Origin of the sequence: Candidatus Symbiopectobacterium endolongispinus, from assembly GCF_018777385.1 — a bacterium.
Classification (GTDB): Bacteria; Pseudomonadota; Gammaproteobacteria; order Enterobacterales; family Enterobacteriaceae; genus Symbiopectobacterium; species Symbiopectobacterium endolongispinus.
Window position 1 is genome coordinate 557,288 of record NZ_JAFJYB010000004.1, and the last position, 20,721, is coordinate 578,008.

The 20,721-nt window shown below is 53.7% G+C and carries 16 protein-coding genes and 4 pseudogenes; 8 read left to right on the top strand and 12 right to left on the bottom strand.

The window, feature by feature from the left end:
- Positions 1–76 precede the first annotated feature (76 nt).
- The 6 genes and pseudogenes from JZM30_RS18415 to JZM30_RS18440 form a co-directional block, all read right to left on the bottom strand.
- Positions 77–385, bottom strand: coding sequence for a P-loop NTPase family protein (locus JZM30_RS18415; RefSeq protein ID WP_252320452.1), 309 nt, complete (start codon positions 383–385; stop codon positions 77–79).
- Positions 386–710: 325 nt separating this feature from the next.
- Positions 711–1,376, bottom strand: coding sequence for an iron-sulfur cluster repair protein YtfE (gene ytfE, locus JZM30_RS18420; protein ID WP_252320454.1), 666 nt, complete (start codon positions 1,374–1,376; stop codon positions 711–713).
- A 202-nt stretch (positions 1,377–1,578) separates the two neighbouring features.
- Positions 1,579–2,175: a hypothetical protein gene (locus JZM30_RS18425; protein WP_252320456.1), complete on the bottom strand. Its 597-nt coding sequence runs from the start codon at positions 2,173–2,175 to the stop codon at positions 1,579–1,581.
- Positions 2,176–2,496: 321 nt separating this feature from the next.
- A pseudogene (locus JZM30_RS18430) lies at positions 2,497–4,445 on the bottom strand (bifunctional 2',3'-cyclic-nucleotide 2'-phosphodiesterase/3'-nucleotidase).
- Between the two features lie 183 nt (positions 4,446–4,628).
- Positions 4,629–4,904 carry a YtfJ family protein gene (locus tag JZM30_RS18435; protein ID WP_438801520.1) on the bottom strand — a complete coding sequence of 92 codons (276 nt, stop codon included), beginning with the start codon at positions 4,902–4,904 and terminating at the stop codon, positions 4,629–4,631.
- Complete coding sequence (locus JZM30_RS18440) at positions 4,904–5,047, bottom strand: hypothetical protein (protein ID WP_252320458.1); 144 nt, start codon at positions 5,045–5,047, stop codon at positions 4,904–4,906. Before JZM30_RS18440 ends, JZM30_RS18435 begins: the two co-directional genes overlap by 1 nt.
- A 312-nt stretch (positions 5,048–5,359) precedes the next feature.
- Between JZM30_RS18440 and JZM30_RS18445 the strand changes: the two genes are divergently transcribed.
- Positions 5,360–5,566 (top strand): DUF1107 domain-containing protein, encoded by a 207-nt coding sequence (locus tag JZM30_RS18445; protein WP_252320460.1) that lies wholly within the window; start codon positions 5,360–5,362, stop codon positions 5,564–5,566.
- A gap of 79 nt (positions 5,567–5,645) precedes the next feature.
- Here JZM30_RS18445 and paeA read toward each other — a convergent pair.
- Together paeA and msrA are read right to left on the bottom strand one after the other, a co-directional pair.
- Positions 5,646–6,964, bottom strand: a pseudogene (paeA, locus tag JZM30_RS18450) (polyamine export protein PaeA).
- A 176-nt stretch (positions 6,965–7,140) separates the two neighbouring features.
- The gene (gene msrA / locus JZM30_RS18455; RefSeq protein WP_252320462.1) at positions 7,141–7,806 is read right to left on the bottom strand and encodes a peptide-methionine (S)-S-oxide reductase MsrA; all 666 of its coding nucleotides are present in this window, start codon (positions 7,804–7,806) and stop codon (positions 7,141–7,143) included.
- Positions 7,807–8,018: 212 nt separating this feature from the next.
- Between msrA and tamA the strand changes: the two genes are divergently transcribed.
- From tamA to JZM30_RS18475, 4 genes and pseudogenes are all read left to right on the top strand, one after another.
- Complete coding sequence (tamA, locus tag JZM30_RS18460) at positions 8,019–9,755, top strand: autotransporter assembly complex protein TamA (RefSeq protein ID WP_252320464.1); 1,737 nt, start codon at positions 8,019–8,021, stop codon at positions 9,753–9,755.
- Complete coding sequence (tamB, locus tag JZM30_RS18465; protein WP_252320466.1) at positions 9,752–13,621, top strand: autotransporter assembly complex protein TamB; 3,870 nt, start codon at positions 9,752–9,754, stop codon at positions 13,619–13,621. The genes tamA and tamB overlap by 4 nt, the downstream gene beginning before the upstream one ends.
- 2 nt (positions 13,622–13,623) lie before the next feature.
- On the top strand, positions 13,624–13,965 hold the full coding sequence (locus JZM30_RS18470; RefSeq protein ID WP_252320468.1) for a gamma-glutamylcyclotransferase family protein: 342 nt from the start codon (positions 13,624–13,626) through the stop codon (positions 13,963–13,965).
- Between the two features lie 209 nt (positions 13,966–14,174).
- Positions 14,175–15,082 (top strand): annotated as a pseudogene (locus JZM30_RS18475) (siderophore-interacting protein).
- Positions 15,083–15,150: 68 nt separating this feature from the next.
- Here JZM30_RS18475 and ppa read toward each other — a convergent pair.
- Entirely contained in the window at positions 15,151–15,678 is a 528-nt protein-coding gene (ppa, locus tag JZM30_RS18480; protein ID WP_252320472.1) for an inorganic diphosphatase, read from the bottom strand.
- A gap of 94 nt (positions 15,679–15,772) precedes the next feature.
- On the bottom strand, positions 15,773–16,399 hold the full coding sequence (plsY, locus tag JZM30_RS18485; RefSeq protein WP_252320474.1) for a glycerol-3-phosphate 1-O-acyltransferase PlsY: 627 nt from the start codon (positions 16,397–16,399) through the stop codon (positions 15,773–15,775).
- Between the two features lie 107 nt (positions 16,400–16,506).
- Here plsY and folB point away from each other — a divergent pair, with 107 nt between their 5' ends.
- Both folB and bacA read left to right on the top strand, forming a co-directional pair.
- Positions 16,507–16,860, top strand: coding sequence for a bifunctional dihydroneopterin aldolase/7,8-dihydroneopterin epimerase (gene folB, locus JZM30_RS18490; protein ID WP_252320476.1), 354 nt, complete (start codon positions 16,507–16,509; stop codon positions 16,858–16,860).
- Between the two features lie 172 nt (positions 16,861–17,032).
- Complete coding sequence (gene bacA / locus JZM30_RS18495; protein ID WP_252320478.1) at positions 17,033–17,851, top strand: undecaprenyl-diphosphate phosphatase; 819 nt, start codon at positions 17,033–17,035, stop codon at positions 17,849–17,851.
- 1 nt (position 17,852) lies between these two features.
- Here bacA and JZM30_RS18500 read toward each other — a convergent pair whose 3' ends face one another.
- A complete protein-coding gene (locus JZM30_RS18500; protein WP_252320480.1) occupies positions 17,853–18,581 on the bottom strand; it encodes a Crp/Fnr family transcriptional regulator in 729 nt (242 codons plus the stop codon).
- Positions 18,582–18,691: 110 nt separating this feature from the next.
- On the opposite strand from JZM30_RS18500, the pseudogene JZM30_RS18505 reads away from it, so the two are divergent.
- Positions 18,692–19,405 (top strand): annotated as a pseudogene (locus tag JZM30_RS18505) (SAM-dependent methyltransferase).
- A gap of 47 nt (positions 19,406–19,452) precedes the next feature.
- On the opposite strand, the gene JZM30_RS18510 reads toward JZM30_RS18505, so the two are convergent.
- Entirely contained in the window at positions 19,453–20,694 is a 1,242-nt protein-coding gene (locus tag JZM30_RS18510) for a multifunctional CCA addition/repair protein (RefSeq protein WP_252320482.1), read from the bottom strand.
- Positions 20,695–20,721: the final 27 nt, after the last annotated feature.

A 20,721-nucleotide genomic window follows, 5' to 3' on the forward strand; every position in this document is an offset into this window, starting at 1 on the left:
CTATATCGCTTACGGTTTCGTCAACGGTGCTTTCATTCATGATGTGGATGACAGGGCAGGGGATCTTCTCCAACCACTATTTGTGCCGAAGTGCGTTTTGGCTAACATCCACCGTGGTTTCATAACCTGCCGCCCATTCAATAAACGCCTGATATCGTCCATGCTGCTTGCCTCCGGGCAAAATGTCGTCCCCAAATCGCATTTGTTCTCTTTGCTTGAGCCGTTCAAGGCGTTTTTCATTCTTAACATAGAAGTAGATAACGAGTTCAAAGCTCGGGATAAAGATATCTCCCCAGCCACACAGCGAGCCGCTGAGAATCCATTGTTCGTGTGTTTTCAGTGCGCCAGCGAGTTGTAACTGCCTTTCTTGCGGTTCGTTTGCCACCGTATAGGGAGGGGATGTGTCGCACTAATAAAAATTATCGGTATCAAGGTGTTGATAACCTACCCGCTCGGCGAGGCATTTGGCAATGGACGTTGTGCCGGAGCCCGAGGCACCTAAGATATGTATCCTGTTTTTTGGCGACATTTGATCTCTTTTTGAAGGAGAAGAAGGTCCGAAAACGTTACTTTACGCTGGTGCTGAATAAAGGGAAGAGGTCAATCTATTCGTTGGTAACGAAAATAGGGTTAATAAAAATAGTCATTAGACAAGGCGGTTGCAGGATAGCCTATTTCATCCTGCAACCAGAGTACTGCGGGTTTCGGAACTACTCGCCGCGTAGCGCGCGAGGGAACAGGATTTTGTTCTCCAGATGGATATGCTCCATCAGGTCGCTGATAAAAACATTGATGCCAGCGTACAACGCGCGCCAGGTGTTGCAGGCGTTTTCCGGTGGCGTCACGTTGTTGGTCAGATTTTTCACCACTTCCAGTTGTTGCCCTGCGTCATCATGCTCATGTTCCATCACCGAGATCGGTCCTGAAGCTTGTGCGCCCATACCCGCCTCGATCATGGGGAACAGGATGCGTTCTTCTTTCATCATGTGCTGGGATAAATCGTCAAGGATCAGCGCTAACTGCGAGGCCAGCCAGCGTGGGCACGCCGATTTTTCATGGTGAACACGTTCCACTTTTTCAGCCATCAGGATCAATTCCGGCAACTGCTCGCGGTGACGATCGTGATAACGCTGGATGATGTGGGGAATGATGTCGCCCAGCGGTGCTGAAGGCCAGTGGGTTTCCGTCGAAGGCTGCTCTGCCAGAGCGCTCAGGCGCGCTTCAAGTGCCTCGATATCCAGCTCCAGTTTGTTGGCAGCACGCAGCAGCGTTTGTTTGCCGCCGCAGCAAAAATCGAGATTAAATTCACGGAAAAGTACAGTAGCGCGAGGAATGGCGATGGCCAGTTCCCCCAGTGTACGATCGCGGTAATGCATGATAAGGCCCCCAGCGGCAAAAATAATAAGATGTATTTTAAACGCATCTTATTGTGATGGATATAACTAAAAAGAGGTACGCAGAGGGGGCATTTAGGGTTAAATTTAACCGGGTGATACCCAGACCAGAGCTGTTGCTTTTCTGGTTCCTTCGGTAGCGTTTTCCGCACAAAACTCCTGCCCGTATTGGTGAGTAAGCGGTTCAGATCAATCTGGGTATTGCCTTCGCTTTTGAACACGTGGTTAAACTTTTTTCTTCAATCGATTCTGGACTTAACGAATCGACATAACCAGAAAACGCTTTCGTCTCTCGTTTGAAAGCGTTGGCAATTTGTTGACCCAAAGGGTTTGATCCATCTGCTGAGTAACAGGAAATGACGCGGATGTACTGATAAAGCGCCAGTGTTTCTGCTCGGTAATGATAGTCATACATGTACTTTAGATCTGCACCATCAACCCTATCCAGTTTTCCCTCTAGCAACAGACTCATTTCTCCCTTGCCGCTGGCGCTAATGCAGCCATGGCCAAGGATTTTTAATCGTTTGGTGCCTTTATACGTATCGTCGAACCAGTAAATATGAAGTTCATCTGGGTTAGTTTTTAAGTCACGAAAATCATGGCCCCAGCGGACATAGTGATCGTCCGACTTATCAGGGCTAAGCAGATGAGTGTCCGCATCATGAACAATGGAGGTTAACTTTTGCAAAAAAGACGGCGTGAGTTGTTCTTTGGGAACCGATGATCGCGTGCCGGATGGCTCGCTCATTGGTTGGGTGGGTGTCAATGGCGTAATCGGCATCGTTAATCAATGGTAATCACCTGATGTAAACCTGTGTACATTTTGACAGCAAGGCCGTTAGTTAATCATTCATAAACAGATTGCTGGGCTACTGCGCTGTACTCCCTGTCGTGACGGGCGGACTGGATTACTTCAATCTGATCGCTGACACCGTCAATCATATCAGCGTTGTCGCTGCGAAAGCCGCTCCGGTTAAGCAAGGAGGAGAGTTGAGGTTTTCTTTCTGTAGCAGATCCTCCGCCTGTACGGAGGATGAACAATGGGTAGAGTGATGTTGTCAGCCGTTTGAGAACGCCGCTTGATGCGGCGTTCTGTAACCGATTACTGTTTTTGCAGATCGAGGCGGTATAACGCAAAGCCCACGTCATCATGGCCGAGGGATGTCATCGGGTATTGCGCTTTTTCTTTGATAAAAGCCGCAGCCTTCGCTGAAGGTGCCGTTTCCACGCGGATATCCAGTGGTGTGTCGCTCTTGATCGGCGCCAAACGCCAATTGTTGTCCGCTTGAGGTTTCACTTCGCCCTGTTTTTGCGTTTCTGCACTGATATAGGCGGCCAGCACAGAACGGTTTTCATCAGGCGAAGCAAAGGCAACGTACTTTTCTCCGGTTCCGGCAAATTTTTCGCCGTAGGCGCGGTAGTTGTTGGTGGCGATCAGGAACGTCATCTTGGGATCGATGGGTTTACCCTGGTAGGTCAAATTAACGATGCGCTCGGCGTTGGGATTACGTGGCGCGCACTCCCCGTCGTAACGGGCAGGTTGTGTCACATCGATCTGGTAATTGACACCGTCAATCACATCAAAGTTATAGGTGCGGAAACCGTTCCAGTTAATCAGGGATTGTGGCGCCTTGCTGTGAACATCGATTTGATTGAACTGGTCCGCTGAGCACTCCAGCCACTCTTTCACCTGCTGCCCGTTCACTTTCACTACCACCAGCGTATTGGGGTAGAGATAGAGATCGGCGGCGTTACGGAACGTCAGCTCACCCTTTTCCACTTCCACATAGCTATTCGGATCGTTCTTTCTGCCGCCCGCTTTAAACGGTGCGGCGGTGGAAAGCACCGGAATATCTGCCAGATCGTGGTCGCCCTGAATAAAGTGCTGCACATAAGCGCGCTGCGCGTTATTGACGATCTGCACGGTGTGGTCATCCTGCACCAGTGACAAATAGCTGTACATGTTGTCAGCGGCCTTACCGATAGGCTTGCCGACAAAGGTGCGCGTTTGTTGATGCGCGTCGGACAACACATTCACCAGATCTTTATCCGCTTCGGCACGCGATTGTTTTTGCACCTTGTCGAAAATAGGGCGCGCTTGAGCTTTCCCCTGCGTCACCTGCCATTGGCCGCTGTCATTGTTGACCACTAAATCAACAATACCCAGATGATCGCCCCATTGGCCGGGCATCACGGCGGGAATACCGTTCAAGGTGCCCTGCGCAATATCACTGCCGGGAATAGCGGCAAAACTTTGCTGGGGAACACGGCGTGAGCATGGCCGAACAGAATGGCATTGATGCCCGGTATCTGGCTCAGGTAGTACACTGAGTTCTCTGCCATGGCCTTGTACGGCTCGCCAGAAAGGCTGAAGTGGGGGATGGCAACCACAATATCCGCACCTTTCTGCCGCATTTCTGGCACCCACTTCTTCGCGGTTTCGGTTATGTCGGCCACGGTAACTTTGCCGCTCAGGTTGGCCTTATACCACACCATGATTTGCGGCGGCACAAAACCGATATAACCGATGCGTAAAGTATGAGTCTTACCATCGCGATCCTTTACCGGTGTGTCCTTGATCAGATAAGGCGTGAACAGCGGTTTGCCGGTTTTCGCATCGAGCACGTTAGCGTTTACGTAAGGGAAAGCAGCACCGGACAGCGCTTTGTGCAGATAATCCAAACCGTAGTTGAATTCATGGTTGCCGATGTTGCCGACCGCATAGTCGAGCCGGTTCATGGCGAGATAAACCGTATGCACCTCCCCCTGTTGCAGCCCATTGGCCGCCATGTAATCGCCCAGCTGGCTGCCCTGGATCAAGTCGCCGTTATCCACCAGAACACTGTTAGTGGCCTCCTGACGTGCGCCGTGAATCAAGCTGGCGGTGCGTACCAGACCGAATTTATCGGTGGTGGTATCTTTGTAATAATCAAAATCCATCATATTGCTGTGCAGATCGATGGTTTCCAAAATGCGCAGATCGACGGTGGCAGCGTGCAGTGTGGTGGTAACAAACAGGGCCACTAAACCTGGCGCGAGCGCGTGCTTCATATAGCCTGACTCCTTCATGTTGGCGTTGCACTTGGATTTGATACTCATAAAGTATCCTACCAAAGGAAGTAAATTGGCATAGAATCATGACAGGTCAGTGGCGCATATCACTCTTTTGACAAAGAATAGGTCCGTTACTGCGTTGTATTGTGTACACAGCGGGCACCAGAAAGACGAGGTTCATTATGTTGGAACAAATTTGCCAGTTGGCGCTTTTTTACTCTCTTCAAGACTGCTGCGAACAAACGGGCCAGTGTCGATGATGGCGTCGTCGGTATTGACGATTGTCGTCGTTTGGTAATATTCACGCGCTAGATTAGCGGCCTTGATGGCACTTATCAGCGGATCGTTCATTTCTTTGGCCGATGTCCTACCTGCAATGTGCTGGATGACGCGCACCTTTCCCACGAGCTGTGCGCTGTCCCAGTTCTGGTAGCTAAACTGTTGGTTTTGATACATCAGTTCCCCTTTATCGGCAATGCCAGTGGGGGCAAGGTACTGTTGAGCGTAAGGTTGTGCGCCATGCAGGGCAGCGCCAACAGGGTACGCAAGCTAAGTAGGGCTATTCGCAGGCGCAGCGTCGAGGTGTGGCAGGCAGTCATAACGTGTCCTCTGGTAGAAAGCGGCGAAGGTTACGCGAAACCGTTGCTTAAGCGTAGAGGAAGATATCTGGTCTGTCCTGTCTGAAATGTGATCGAGCTTCACAATTTTTGTTACGTAAAGGTAAAAATAAAACTATGCTGATCGATAACGGAACTATCTTATAACAGTCTGAAAACCCCGTGAATTATGCTGTTTTTTGTGTGTAACTAAATGCCATCTGGCGACCCTAATAGTTAGGGATTCTTTTAACGCATGATTTTATACCCCAGCTTGGGGCCGAAGAGAAAAATGAAAACGGGAGGATACATACAATGCGGATCTTCGAACGTTACAACCCGTTAAAAGTTGCGAAGTACGTGAAAACGCTGTTTCGTGACCGGTTGTATATCAGAGGCATCGGTGCTTTCGAGTTTGATTACGGCAAAATATTACTGCCGAAAACCCAAGAAAAACAGCATTTGCTGGTGATGTCTGAGGTGAACCGTCAGGTGATGCGGCTGCAAGCCGACATGGGCTAACGGTTTGAGAGGAATGCTGCTGCCGCCAGTGATGGGCAGCAGCAACGGGCCAGCGGTTCAGGCTGGCGCAGGTTGAAGACTAGCTTTTAGGTTCTGCCGCAGCGTCTGCGGCAATTGCCGCAGACGCTGCGTTCTTCTCTTCAAGACGAGTGGCCAGCAACTGGTCAATCTTGTAGCTGTCGATATCCACCACTTCAAATTTGTAGCCTGCAAAACGGACAGAATCGGTACGTTTCGTAATCTTGCGCAGCGTATACATCATAAAGCCGCCGATGGTTTCGTAATTGTCCGAATGGGGAAAATCGTCGATATCCAGCGCACGCATCACGTCTTCAATCGGCGTGCCGCCATCGATGAGCCACGAGTTTTCATCACGCGCCACAATCTGTTCTTCCATGCCCTGACCAACCAGATCGCCCATCAGCGTGGTCATCACATCGTTCAGGGTGATAATGCCGACCACCAGTGCATACTCGTTCAGGATCACCGCGAAATCTTCGCCCGCCGCTTTAAAGCTTTCCAGCGCTTCCGACAGTGTCAGCGTATCTGGCACGATCAGCGCGGTGCGGATTTGAATACCGCCGTTGAGCGCCAGGCTCTGGTTGCCCAAAACATGGTTGAGCAGATCCTTGGAGTCAACATAACCGACGACCTGGTCGATATTGCCGTTGCACACCAGAAATTTGGAGTGTTGTTGTTGGGCAATCTTCTCTTTTATTTGCGCTTCGTCTTCGTGCAGATCGAAAAAGACCACGCTTTCCCGCGGTGTCATCGACGAGGGCACCGTGCGAGATTCCAGCTCAAAGACGTTTTCAATCAATTCATGCTCTTGCTTACGCAGCACGCCCGCCAGCGCCCCAGCTTCCACCACTGCGTAAATGTCATCGGAGGTGATGTCGTCGTTGCGTACCATAAGATCACATTCGACAGGCCGTTAAAAAACCACACCAACGGACGGAAAAAGAACAGGCAGAAGCGCATGGGATTGATAATCCGGATAGCAACGGCTTCCGGTGTCGTCATGCCAATGCGCTTCGGCGTTAAGTCGCCTAACAGAATAAACAGACTGGTTACCAGCACAAAGGAACAGGCAAAACTGACGGAATCGGCCATTTCTGGCGTCATAAAGCGTTGGAAAAACACAGTGAAATAGGGAGAGAACGCTTGATCGCCGATGATACCGGCCAGAATGGCCACGGCGTTAATACCGATTTGAATAACGGTAAAAAAGATACCGGGCGTTTCCTGGAGCTTTAATACCATGGCGGCGTTGAGATTACCCTCATCGGCCATCTGTTTAAGTTTTATTTTGCGTGAAGCGGCCAGTGATATCTCGGACAATGAGAAAAACGCACTGAGCTCGATCAGAAGAACTATCAGTAATAAACTGTTTAACATATGTTTTCCGGCCGTCGTGGCCAGATCCTCAGGAAGGTCATGAATGCATGAATAGTAATAATCGCATTAGATGACAGAATGAATAACGCCGCCGTAACGGATGTCAGGCGGCGCAAGCATTATAACGGTGTTGATGGACCATTTGGCAAACATGGCGTAGAATATGGGCAATTTTATCAGGCGTTGGGCGGCAAACACAGGCCGATGCCCGCCAATCCGCAATAGCCGCCGGGATTCTTGTGCAGGTATTGCTGGTGTTCATCTTCCGCGTAATAAAAGGGGCCCGCCTGGACGATTTCTGTGCTGATGGTGCACGCATCACCGCTGGCGCGCATGGCTTGCTGGAAACGCGCCAGACTGGCCTTCGCCAACGTCATCTGTTCTGCGGTGAGCGTGTAGATGGCTGAGCGATACTGCGTGCCGAGATCGTTACCCTGACGCATGCCCTGCGCCGGATAGTGATTTTCCCAAAACAGTTGTAGCGGGCGATCGTAGCTGATGACAGCCGGATCGTAGACGATGCGCACCGCTTCGGCGTGATCGGTCAGCCCGCTACAGACTTCACGGTAGGTGGGATTGGGCGTAAAGCCTCCAGTGTAGCCTGCTGCGGTACTGTATACGCCCTCCTGCTGCCAGAACAGGCGTTCCACGCCCCAAAAACAGCCTATGGCGAACAGCGCAACGTCCATGTTGTCAGGAACGTGAGTCATTGAATGTTGGCTGACAACGTTCAGGCGTGCCAGTGGCATTGGTGTGCTTCGCCCTGGCAGCGCTTCTGATTGACGGATACGTTTGTTTTTATCACTGTGCTGTACCACGTTGTTACTCCCACGATAATCCATGTTATTCATAGGTAACAGAATAACTAAGAAAATTCACGCTGTCTTTATGGTTCAAGCCCGTTTAAGGTTAAGGTGTTACGCAACCTGCATTTTTGAAATTACTAATTACACTTTAGAGTGGGTGTAGATGAGGATGTTGAGTGGGATTGTTTTTGACATGATTTTCAACACACGCCTGTATAGAACAATATAAACGAACGTGGGGAGTTGGCGTGTCACGATACCGTACTTTGTTTTTTGTGTGCCTACTGGCAACTGCATCGTCCTATGCAGCGAACGTGCGTTTGCAAGTGGTGGGATTAGAAGGGGAATTACAGCGCAATGTGCGTGCGCGGCTCTCTACCATCGGCCCTGATGAGGTCAGCGCCGACGGGCGCTTTCGTGCTCGGGTTGATGATGCGATCCGGCGCGGGTTACAGGCGTTGGGGTATTACGATCCGCTAATCAATTTTGAGTACCACCCGGCAGAAAACGGCGGACGACCGCTGCTGTTGGTGACGGTGACGCCGGGTGAGCCGGTCAAAATCGCTGGCACCGATGTTCTGCTGCGCGGCGATGTGGGCAGCGACAGCGATTTCCTCCAACTGCGCCGCCGTAGCCTGCCTGCGATGGGCAGTGTGCTGAACCACGGCGACTATGATGATTTTAAACGTTCATTAAATAACCTGGCACTGCGTAAAGGGTATTTCGATGCGCACTACGACAAAAGCCAGTTAGGCGTGATCCGCGAAACGCGGGAAGCGTTCTGGGATATCGATTATGACGGCGGCACCCGTTACCGTTTCGGTGACGTGCACTTTCAGGGGAGTCAGATCGATGAAGCCTATCTGCGCAATCTGATCCCGTTTAAGCGTGGCGATGAGTATACCAGCGAAGATCTGGGCGAATTTAACCGGCGTTTGTCTGCAACTGGATGGTTCACCTCGGCAGTCGTCTCCCCCAATTTCGCGGCGGGAAAAACCGATAAAATGCTGCCGCTGGATGCGGTCGTTACACCGCGTGCTCGCAATTTACTGGAAACCGGGGTGGGGTACTCTACTGACGTGGGGCCACGCTTTCAGACCACGTGGCGCAGGCCGTGGATCAACGAGCGTGGACACAGTCTGGAAAGCAGCCTGAGCGTCTCTGCACCGGAACAGTCGCTGGATTTTAGTTACAAAATCCCCTTGCTGAGAAGCCCGCTGGAGCAGTTCTACTTGCTGCAAGCCGGTTTTAAACGCGAAGACCTGAATGACACCAAATCAGATGGCACCATGCTCAACGTGGCGCGCTTTTGGACGCTTAATCGAGGTTGGCAGCGCTCAATCAACCTGCGCTGGAGTCTCGATCACTTTACTCAGGGCAGTGTCACCAATACCACCATGCTGCTCTATTCCGGCCTGACGCTGAATCGCACGCGACAGCGCGGCGGGACTATGCCCACCTGGGGTGATTCACAGCGCTATTCGCTGGATATCTCAGATACCACCTGGGGCTCGGATATCGATTTCGCGGTGATACAGGCGCAGAACGTCTGGATCCGTACGTTGGAGGATAAGCACCGTTTTGTCGCGCGTGGCAACGTCGGTTGGATTGAAACCAATAGCTTCTCCCGCGTGCCGCCGTCGCTACGCTTCTTTGCCGGGGGCGATCGCAGCATTCGCGGCTATAAGTTCCGCTCTATCTCACCGCGTGATGACGAAGGCAAACTGACCGGTGCGTCAAAATTGCTAACTGGTTCTCTGGAATACCAGTACAACTTTACCTGGCGCTGGTGGGGGGCGGTGTTTGTCGATGCCGGTGATGCGGTAAACGATCTCAAGATCAACGACCTGAAAACCGGTGCCGGGGTCGGGATTCGTTGGGCCTCGCCGGTGGGGCCGGTCAAATTCGATTTTGCCGTTCCGGTAAATGATTCCGAGAAACGTAACGATCTCCAGTTCTATATTGGTTTGGGGCCTGAGCTATGAGCCTGATAAAGAAAATAGCCATTGGGGCCATCGCATTTTTGTTGTTGTTGCTCATCGCGCTGGCGGGGTTACTGTTTACCACGCCGGGGTTGCATTTGCTGCTTAATGGCGCGGCGCGTTGGGTACCGGGGTTGGGGATCGCCGAGGTGCAAGGCGGTTGGCGCGATCTGACACTGCGCGGTGTCAGTTATCAAACACCGGGTATCACGCTCAACGCTGGTGAGCTGCACCTCGCGTTGGAACTGGGCTGCCTGACGCGCAGTCAAATTTGTATCAATGATATTGGGCTACGCGATCTTGATGTCGTCATCGACAGCAGCGTCATGCCGCCGCCTGCGGAGACGCCTGCCCCCAGTGCGCCGGTGGGCGAACTGACGGCACCGTTCCCGATACGTCTTAGCCAACTAACACTCAACAATATCCGCGTTACGCTGGACGATACGGCGGTTTCGCTGGGTGAACTGCACACCGGTATGCACTGGGAAGGGCGCGCGTTGACCTTGCTGCCGACGCAAATCAATGCGCTGCTGGTGGCACTGACGAAAACCAAACCAGCATCTACCGTTGCAGAAAGTACGTTGGTGGCCACCGAAGATGGCAAAGTCACCGCTTCTGAAGTGGGTGATATCGCCTCCGCGACGGCGCAGGCTGCTGCCGCATCGCAACCTGAAGCAACGCCACCCGCACCGGAAAAAGTGGCGATGCCGCCCGCATTGGGCGAGCAGCTACAGGCGCTTTTTGCCAAGCCGCTGTTGCCGGCGTTACCCGTGTTCATGCTACCGCTTGATATAGACATCAGCGATTTGCGTGGTGAACACCTGCGACTGACTGGCGATCAAGATATCACCCTCACCACGCTGCAACTCAAAGCCGCTACCCAACAACAACATATTCAGTTGGAAAAACTGGCAATCCAGTCACCGCAAGGTGCCCTGCATGCGGCGGGCGAGGCCACGCTTAGCGATAACTGGCCGCTGTCTTTCGTTCTGAACGGGGTGGTGAATACCGCGCCGTTGAAAGGCGAGAAGATCAAACTGACGGTGGAGGGCAGCCTGCATGACTGGCTGAACACCACGCTTAACCTGTCCGGGCCGCAGCGTGCGCTGCTTACCCTGAAAGCCCAGTTGGCCCAGCCTGAACTGCCGTTGGCGCTGACCGTGCAGTCTGAGCGTCTCGCCTGGCCGTTAACAGGAGAGGCGGAGTATCAGGTTAATAATCTGGCGTTAAGTCTGACCGGTAAGGCTACGGATTATGCCTTGAAGATCAACGGTGATATTCGCGGTAGCGCTGTGCCTCCCGCCACGCTGGCGTTGGAAGGCAAAGGCAATTTGCAGCAGTTTGATATAAGCCCGCTACGACTCTCTGCGTTGCAAGGCACCACTGAATTGCGCACACTGGTGGACTGGAGCAAGGCCATCAGTTGGCGCAGCGAACTGGTACTTGATGGCATTAATACGGCGAAGCAATGGCCGGAATGGCCTGCGCGCATTGACGGCAAGATCAGTACGCGCGGCAGCCTGTACGGTGGTAACTGGCAGGTGGCGGTGACTGAACTGCGCCTGAACGGCAATATCAAGCAAAACAAATTGACGGCGCAAGGCTCGTTGAACGGCAATGCCGCAGGCCAGTGGCACATTCCCGGCATCAACCTGGCATTAGGGCGTAACCAGCTTGATGTTAAAGGCGATTTAGGTCAGCAATGGAAACTGGACGGCGTCATTGACGCCCCAGAGTTAAACGGCGCCTTGCCGGGGCTTGCGGGTCGCGTCGCTGGCACGGTAAGGCTGCGCGGCAATCAGACCGCACCGCAGCTATTGGCGGATCTCAACGCCACAGGGCTGCGCTGGCAGGGGTTATCGATCAATCGCCTGACGCTGGAAAGCGATGTGCGCTCGGATGCACAGGTCAATGGCCGAATGGCGTTGCGCGTTGAGCAATTGCAACAGGAAGGCGTGAAGGTTTCTTTGCTGACACTGAATGCGCAAGGTAATGAGCAGCAGCATCAGTTGCGCTTGAACGTGGAAGGGGAACCTGTCGCCGGACATCTGACCGTGACCGGGCACTTTTACAGAGCACAGCGGCGTTGGCGCGGTACGCTGGATCAAACTCAGTTCACTACGCCGGTGGGGGAATGGCGTTTGTCGCCCTCAATGTCGCTGGATTATCAGCAAGCGCTGGCGCGCATTACGCTCGGTGCACACTGTTGGCAAAACACGAATGCGGAGCTGTGCGTGCCGCGTGCCGTCGACATTGGCCCGAGCGGACAAGCCAGCGTGGTGTTAAACCGTTTTGATTTGAAGATGCTGGAACCGTTTTTGGGCGCAGACACTGCGCTGAGCGGCGTATTTACCGGCCGTGCTGATGTGGCCTGGCAACCGAACGGTGGGTTGCCACACGCAAAAATCGCACTCACCGGGAACAAGATTGCACTGCGTCAGCAGATGAACGACAACACGCTGCCAGTCGATTTTGACACTTTCACGTTGAACGCGGGCGTCGATCGCGGCCGCGCGACGCTGGGATGGCTCATCGCTATTCACAATAACGGCCAGTTCCGGGGTGATATTCAGGTGACGGACCCGCAGGGGCGACGCCAACTGGGCGGTGATATCGCCATCGACAAAATCTCCCTTGCGCTGCTGAATCCGGTGTTAAGTCGGGGGGAAAAAGCGGCGGGCATGCTGAACGGTGCGTTACGTGTGGGTGGTAATGTGCGTCAGTCGCAGCTGAACGGACAGCTGGCGCTGGAAGAGCTGGATATCGACGGTCACTGGATGCCGGTCGATCTGACCGATGGCCGTTTGGCGGTGAACTTCAATGGTATGAGTTCTACGCTACAGGGCTTCCTGAAAACCACACAAGGGCAGCTTAATCTTAACGGTGATGCGGATTGGCATCAGCCGGAAGTGTGGCGGGCACGTATTGCGGCGAAGGGCGATCGGGTGCGGGTGACGTTGCCGCCGACGGTGCGGCTTGATGTTTCCCCGGATATTGAGTTTGAAGCCATGCCGCAACTTTTCACGCTCAATGGTTCGGTCAGGGTGCCATGGGCGCGTATTACCGTACAAGAGATGCCGGAAAATGCGGTGGATGTCTCCTCAGATGAAGTGCTGTTGGACGAACAACATCAGCCGCTAGCGCGTAAAAACGCTGCGATTCCTATCAACAGTAACCTGACCATTCGCGTAGGTGACGATGTGCGCCTTGATGCCTTTGGCCTGCGGGCCAGTTTGCAAGGTGACCTGAAAATGGTGCAGGACGAGCGCGGTTTGGAGTTGAACGGCCAGATCAACATCCCTACCGAGCGTTTCAAGGCCTACGGACAGGATTTAATCGTGCAAAAAGGGATTCTGGTGTTCTCCGGGCCACCAGCCGAACCGAATTTGAACATCGAAGCGGTGCGCAACCCTGATAATACGGCGGATGGTGTGACTGCGGGTGTGCGTATCACCGGTGCGGCGAGCGCACCGCACATCGAGGTGTTTTCCACACCGACATTATCGCAGCAAGAAGCATTATCTTACCTGTTACGGGGTCAAGGGCTGGACAGCACCGGTTCAGACAGTAATATGATGACCTCGGCCTTAGTAGGGTTAGGGGTTGCGCAAAGTGGTCAAGTTGTGGGTAAAATCGGCGAGGCCTTTGGCGTAAGTGATTTAGCTCTGGATACACAGGGCGCTGGCGACGAATCTCAAGTTGTGGTCAGCGGTTACGTCCTCCCAGGCCTTCAGGTCAGATACGGCATTGGCATATTTGACTCTTTAGCAACGTTGACGTTGCGTTATCGGTTAATGCCAAGACTCTATTTGGAAGCGGTGTCTGGTCTCGATCAGGCACTGAATGTGCTCTATCAGTTCGAGTTTTAGCGATGCGAATTATTGTTTATGGCAGTTTACGACGCAAACAGGGAAACAGTCACTGGATGACGAACGCACAGTGGCTAGGGGATTGTCAACTCGGTGGTTACGAGATGTATGACCTTGGCCATTATCCTGCGGTGGTAGTCGGGGAGGGGGAAATTTTTTGCGAAGTTTATCGCATAAGCTCATCTATCCTGACAGAACTCGATGCGCTAAAGCGTGATGGTCACGAATACAAGCGCGAGTTAATCAACACCCCGCTCGGGAGTGCGTGGATATATCTGTATCAACACTCGGTAACAGGGTTGCCGCGTATCGACAATGGCGATTGGCTGACGCGCGAGCAGTAATGGTACTGGGTAGTTTGTAAATAAAAGCGTAACCGGCGCGGTGTAGGTTACGATTCACTTTCCTTGCACCATCCTTTCTCACGCCATTCTGTTATCCTTTTATTAACAATAATGTTTCTCATTATCAATCTCGAGTGCTAAGGTAAACGCCCCTTTTGGCCCGATATGGGGCCATTATGGTCGCCCCTGCGGATAAGATGAGAAAGGTCATGGCAGAAAAACAGAAATACCGCATTTTTAAGTCGTGCTGGCGCATAAGGCTTACCTGACGCCTTCCCTGATGCGCTGTGTGTTCTCCGGTGAGTCAGTGCGTCAGATGAAAATGGATGCACCGGATCAACGCATCAAGCTGTTACTTCCTCCCGCCGATGGCGTTTTCCCCGAATTGCCTGACAGTGATGAGTGGTACCGTCAGTGGCTGGCGCTGCCCAAGGCGCTGCGGCCGGTGATGCGCACCTATACCCTACGCGACGTGGATGCGGCTAACGGTGAAATGGCGGTAGAGTTTGTTGTTCATGGCACCGAAGGACCAGCGTTTGCCTGGGCAATACAGGCGCAACCGGGGGATGCATTGCGCATTGTTGCGCCGTGCGTGGGAGATGATGAAGGTGATAGCGGCGGCTATGAGTGGCTTCCACCAGCGGAAATGACCCATGCCTTGTTAATTGGCGATGAAACTGCATTGCCTGCTATCAAGGGCATTCTGGAACAACTGGCGCAGCGGTCGAATCCCGTGCAGGTGCAGGTATTTATCGAAGTGCCGCTGGAGGCCGACTTTGTGGATATGAGCGCGTTTGCCTTTGCCGAGGTGCACTGGCTGCCGCGTAAGCCGCAGGGAGCTTCTTACGGTGAACGACTGTTGCACAGCGTGCGAGCACATGTACGTTTGCCGGATATTCGCCCGGAAGCAGAGACTACCGAATTGCACGAGTTGGCAGAAGGTGAATTGCTATGGGAGTCGGCCAGTCAGACGCACGGCCAATTTTTTGGCTGGGTGGCGGCGGAATCCTCGGTGGTGAAAAACCTGCGGCGTTACTTGTCCGGTGAACGTCAGGTGCCACGCGATATCATCACGTTTATGGCTTACTGGAGCCGCGAACGGCAGCGGGATCTTTGACTGTGCGCTGAAAAGAAAATGGTGAGGAGATCCCCGCTGTTAGATACGTTGCGCAGTGCGCTACACGCTTATTTTTTTGCGCGTTCGAAGGAGGCAACGATCTCGGCTTTGGCCGCGCCCACGTTTCCCCAACCTTCTACTTTCACCCATTTGCCTTTTTCCAGCGCTTTGTATTGCTTGAAGAAGTGGGCGATTTGGCCACGCAGCAGTTCCGGCAGGTCGTTCACATCCTTGATGTTATCGTATTCTTTGCTCAGCTTGGTGTGCGGCACGGCAACCACTTTAGCATCTTCACCGGATTCGTCGGTCATTTTCAGTACGCCAACCGGACGGCAGCGGATCACTGAACCGGGTTGCAGCGGATAAAGGGTCGGTACCAGTACGTCAACCGGGTCACCGTCCAGAGACAGGGTGTTGTTGATGTAGCCGTAGTTGCACGGGTAGAACATGGCCGTTGCCATGAAACGGTCTACAAACAGGGCACCGGTTTCTTTATCGACTTCGTACTTGATGGGGTCAGCGTTGGCCGGGATCTCAATGACTACATAGATATCATCCGGCAGTGATTTACCCGCCGGGACGTTGATCAAACTCATGTCTGTTTCCTTTTTTCTAACGTCAGAAATGGAGTGGCGGCCATTATAGCCAACCCATTGGTAAAGTGCTGCGGTTTTTCAATCTCAGTGGCGTTTAGTCAGCGTCATCGTTTGGCGGGGTCTCTTCTTTGCTACGGCGCTTCCAAATCTTGCTTTCCTGCCCGCGCCACAGACGTTGAATATTGTCGTGATGCCGCATCAGGATCAGGCAAGAGAGCATGGCTACCGGAAAGGTGAACTGGGGTTTAAACCACCACACATAAAAGGGCGCGATCAGCGCACTCACGATGGCACCGAGGGAGGAATAGCCGCTAAGCAGTACGGTAAGCAGCCAGGTGACGGTCATCACACCGGTCAGATCCCAGCCGACAGGCGCGATGGCACCAAACGCAGTTGCCACGCCTTTCCCGCCGCGAAAACGGAAAAATACCGGATAGATATGGCCCAAACAGGCGGCAATCGCGGTAATACCAAGATAAAGCGGTGTGACGTCAAGCGCATAAGCGCCCCAGACCGGTAACATGTCTTTCAGCACGTCAAACACCAATACGGTAGCGGCGGCGGCTTTGCCTCCGATACGTAATACATTCGTCGCGCCGGGATTTCCTGAACCATGCTGGCGTGGATCGGGCAGACCCGCGATGCGGCACACCAGAATCGCACTGGAGATGGAGCCGCACAGATACGCGAAAATTATCATGCCAAGCGCGGTAGCACTCATAACGCGGTTCCGTTGAATAAAGGTCGTTTTACAGTTGCCATCCGTGGATAATACGCATATTCCGGCGGAAGTGATACCAAACAGCGCCAAAAACAGAGAATGACGTGATGGATATTGTATTTATAGAAGAACTTACCGTGATTGCCACTATCGGCGTTTACGACTGGGAACAAACCATTTCGCAAAAGCTGGTGCTCGATATCGAAATGGGCTGGGATAACCGCAAGGCCGCCGCAAGCGACGATGTAAATGACTGCCTCAGCTATGCCGATGTCAGTGACGCGGTGATTGCCCATGTATCCAGTCAGCCGTTTGCGCTGGTCGAGCGCGTGGCAGAAGAAGTGGCGCAATTGCTGATGCAGCGCTTTGCTATTCCTTGGCTGCGTATCAAAGTGAGCAAACCGGGTGCAGTCGCGCAGGCACGCCAGGTGGGCGTAGTGATCGAGCGCGGCACACGGTAAATGCGTACGGGTTTGCACATGTGGTTTTTTTTATGAATCTTTTTTGTCAGTGAAACTAACATCGCGTTTTTTAGTCTATTGTGGTGGTGTTTAAAGTGGCGCACGCGGACAGCGTAGCCACTTTTTTTATGGGTGCTTCTTTTATTTCGGTTCGGGAAGGCAGGGCGCGAGCATGACAGATCTTCACACGCTGGTGGTGGCATTTATTCTTGGGGTTGTTGAAGGGTTAACGGAGTTTTTGCCCGTGTCATCGACGGGGCACATGATTATTGTTGGCAGTTGGTTGGGGTTTGATGATGAGAAGGCGAAAACCTTCGAAGTCATTATACAATTGGGCTCTATCCTGGCGGTCGTCGTGATGTTTTGGCGTCGTCTGTTTGGGCTGATCGGGATCCACTTTGGTGCCGTGCCCCATGAAGGACGCAGTAACGATCGTCTGAAACTGGGGCATATTCTGCTGGCGATGATCCCGGCGGTGGTGTTGGGATTGGTGTTTCACAGCACTATCAAGTCACTGTTTAATCCGCAGAATGTGATGTATGCCTTGATTGTTGGCGGTTTCCTGCTGCTGGCGGCGGAGTGGCTGAAGCCGAAGACGCCGCGTGCCAGCGGATTGGATGATATCACCTATCGCCAGGCATTTATGATTGGCTGTTTTCAATGTCTGGCGCTGTGGCTGGGATTCTCCCGTTCGGGCGCGACCATTTCCGGCGGGATGCTGGTGGGTGTCAGCCGTTGCGCCGCCTCTGAGTTCTCCTTTATTTTGGCGGTGCCAATGATGATGGGCGCGACGGTGCTGGATATGTATAAAAGCTGGCATTTCCTGTCGCTGGCCGATGTGTCGATGTTCGCCGTGGGCCTTATCACCGCGTTTCTGGTTGCGCTGGTCGCTATCAAAACCTTCCTGAAACTGATCAAACGCATTTCGTTTGTCCCGTTCGCGATTTACCGCTTCTTCGTGGCGGGCGTTGTCTATCTGGTGTTCTTCTGACTCAGAACTGGCGCTGTGCCTGTGCGGCCAACGCGCGCAGGTAGTCCAGATTGCATAACGTGATGTAACTGGCGCGGCAGGTGATGTAACCCTGCCGCTGCCACTCCGCCATCAGGCGGCTCAAGGTTTCTGCGCGAATACCCAACTGTGTTGCCAACTGTCCGCGATTGAGCGGTAGTCGAACCTGCGCGTTTGGCTGGGTATCTTGCCGGGAGCGATGTAGACGCAGCAGGTAATCCGCCAACCGTTCGCCCGCCGAACTGGAGGTCAGCCAGTCGATCTGGTTGATGGTGGCGTAAAGCTTCTGGCTGAGGTTGCCCAGCAGTTGTAGCGCCAGCGTCGGCCGTTGCAGACAAAACTGATGCAGCGTCTCTCGCGGAATCAATATTGCCTGTCCTGCGCTGAGTGCCCGAATGTTCATCGGGAAGCGACCGTGCTCCATAAAAACGGCGGCGAGCGCCACCCATTCGCCGCGTACAAACTGCCCGAAGACCTTGTCATCCCCCTGATAGGTATGGCGAAACGCCTGTAGTTCACCCTGTTCCACCAGCGGACAGTAGCGCATCTTATCCCCTTCGCGAAACAGCATTTCCCCTGCCTGAAAGCGGATACGACAGCATGCGCGCTGTAAGACGAGCACCACCGCTTCAGGCTCGTTGCGTAGCCACTGATGGGAAAACAGCACCTCGCAATGTTCCTCTGTCGGTAGGGGTATTTTGACAAACGTCATTGGTGCCTCACTCACGGGGTTCTACAGTATCTGACATCAAATGGAAATAATAATCATTTGCTTGTTTTCAGCAAGCACCTGAGCACGGTAATCGCTAGTAGGACGTAAGCATGTCAGAGAAACTGGCGGGACATAAATTTCTGGCGAGGTTAGGTAAAAAGCGCCTGCGCCCCGGCGGACGTGCGGCCACCGAGTGGTTGATGCAGCAGGGCGCGCTAACGCCATCGACGCGTATTCTGGAAGTGGCGTGTAATATGGGCACCACCGCCATTGAGATGGCGCAGCGTTACGGGTGCGCTATCGTCGGGGTGGATATGGACAAAGCGGCATTACAGCAAGCACGGCACAACATTCTGGCTGCTGGCGTCGAAGGGCGTGTGACGGTGATGTAAGCGAATGCCTTGGCATTACCGTTCCCTGATAACCACTTTGACGTGGTGATTAACGAAGCGATGCTCACCATGTACGCCGACAAAGCCAAGCGCCCGCTGATTCAGGAATATTTACGCGTGCTAAAACCCGGAGGGCGGTTGCTGACCCATGACATCATGCTGCTGCCGCAGGCCTCGGGTGATGTCACGGCGCAGATGCGCGCGGCAATCAATGTCAACGTCCAGCCGTTAACGCTGGCGGGGTGGCGCAACCTGTTTCTTGAAAGTGGTTTCAGCCGGGTGGAGAACGCGCAGGGGGCGATGACGTTGATGACGCCGTCTGGCATGATTTACGATGAAGGTTGGGGTGGCGCGGCAAAGATTGTGCGCGACGCGTTGAAGGCGGAAAACCGCGCAACCTTCCTTCGGCTGTTTCGCACCTTCCGCCGCTAACGGCACCAGCTTAACTATATTGCGGTCTGTAGCACGAAATAAGCCACTTACGGGGTCGAAGCGGGAATTTTCTGCACTTTCCACGCGGTAAGCGCTGCAATACGTCGCCGGTGCAGCTCATCACGCACGCCGATACCCTGAAAACCGTCGGCCACGACTGAGCCACTGGTAACGGCGCAGGCAACGGTGAAGGCCTCGCGCAGGTAGTCGCTTTGCGGATAGGGGGATTCTTCAAAACCGGTGCGGCCACGGGCATCCGCTTCACTGGTGAGCACCAACTTCTCCAGCCGTTCCGGCTTGCGCCATACGTCCAGCGCATCAAACAGCTTCATCAGCATTTTGGGCTGCAATACCGTTACGGTGTGCGCCAGGTCATGATATTCCGCTACCAGCTTAGCCAGGTCGCGCAGCGCATTAGGTACACGTAAGCGCTGGCACAGTTGCTCCACCAGTTTCACGCCCGCCGGGCCGTGTCCGTGGTGACGTGGCCAGAGCGCGGGCGGCGTCAGCGCTTTTCCCACATCGTGGCACAGCGTGGCAAAGCGTACATCGATCTCGGGGGTGAGGCGAGCGGCAATCATCAGGGTCATCAGGGTATGAACGCCACTGTCGATTTCCGGGTGCCATTGTGCCGGGGCCGGTACGCCATACAGATTGTCGATTTCGGGAAACAACACTGCCAGCGCAGCGCAGTCGCGCAGCACCTGAAAATAGACCTGAGGCGAGCGGGTTGCCAGCGCCTTTTCTGTCTCTTTCCACACCCGTTCGGGCGTAAGAAAAGCCAACTCGCCCTCGCGCGTCATAAATTGCATCATCGCCAGCGTTTCCTCCGCGATGTGAAAACCGAGATGGGCAAAACGCGCGGCAAAGCGCGCCACGCGTAGTACGCGTAGCGGATCTTCCTGAAAAGCCGGAGAGACATGGCGCAGCAGACGCTGCTGCAGATCGTAACGGCCGTGATAGGGATCAACCAACTCACCCTCTGCGGTTTGGGCGATGGCGTTGATGGTCAGATCGCGCCGCAGCAGATCCGCTTCCAGCGTAACATCGGGTGCGGCATGGCAAATAAAGCCGGTATAGCCGTTACCCGATTTGCGTTCAGTACGCGCCAGCGCATACTCTTCTTTGCTTTCCTGGTGCAAAAAGACGGGAAAATCCCGCCCGACCTGCTGGTAGCCAAGCGCCAACATCTGTCCCGGTGTGGCACCCACCACCACCCAGTCACGTTCTGACACTGGGAGATCGAGTAAGGCGTCCCGCACTGCGCCGCCAACCAGATAACTCTTCAATACAAACTCCTGGCTTTACTCATCCGA

What these genes read in the sequence shown, in the direction of transcription:
- msrA (WP_252320462.1), bottom strand. Translation starts at nt 7,806, where the DNA reads ATGGATTATCGTGGGAGTAACAACGTGGTACAGCACAGTGATAAAAAC.
- JZM30_RS18425 (WP_252320456.1), bottom strand. Translation starts at nt 2,175, where the DNA reads ATGCCGATTACGCCATTGACACCCACCCAACCAATGAGCGAGCCATCC.
- plsY (WP_252320474.1), bottom strand. Translation starts at nt 16,399, where the DNA reads ATGAGTGCTACCGCGCTTGGCATGATAATTTTCGCGTATCTGTGCGGC.
- JZM30_RS18470 (WP_252320468.1), top strand. Translation starts at nt 13,624, where the DNA reads ATGCGAATTATTGTTTATGGCAGTTTACGACGCAAACAGGGAAACAGT.
- JZM30_RS18500 (WP_252320480.1), bottom strand. Translation starts at nt 18,581, where the DNA reads ATGACGTTTGTCAAAATACCCCTACCGACAGAGGAACATTGCGAGGTG.
- ppa (WP_252320472.1), bottom strand. Translation starts at nt 15,678, where the DNA reads ATGAGTTTGATCAACGTCCCGGCGGGTAAATCACTGCCGGATGATATC.
- JZM30_RS18440 (WP_252320458.1), bottom strand. Translation starts at nt 5,047, where the DNA reads ATGACTGCCTGCCACACCTCGACGCTGCGCCTGCGAATAGCCCTACTT.
- folB (WP_252320476.1), top strand. Translation starts at nt 16,507, where the DNA reads ATGGATATTGTATTTATAGAAGAACTTACCGTGATTGCCACTATCGGC.
- JZM30_RS18435 (WP_438801520.1), bottom strand. Translation starts at nt 4,904, where the DNA reads ATGTATCAAAACCAACAGTTTAGCTACCAGAACTGGGACAGCGCACAG.
- ytfE (WP_252320454.1), bottom strand. Translation starts at nt 1,376, where the DNA reads ATGCATTACCGCGATCGTACACTGGGGGAACTGGCCATCGCCATTCCT.
- bacA (WP_252320478.1), top strand. Translation starts at nt 17,033, where the DNA reads ATGACAGATCTTCACACGCTGGTGGTGGCATTTATTCTTGGGGTTGTT.
- JZM30_RS18445 (WP_252320460.1), top strand. Translation starts at nt 5,360, where the DNA reads ATGCGGATCTTCGAACGTTACAACCCGTTAAAAGTTGCGAAGTACGTG.
- tamB (WP_252320466.1), top strand. Translation starts at nt 9,752, where the DNA reads ATGAGCCTGATAAAGAAAATAGCCATTGGGGCCATCGCATTTTTGTTG.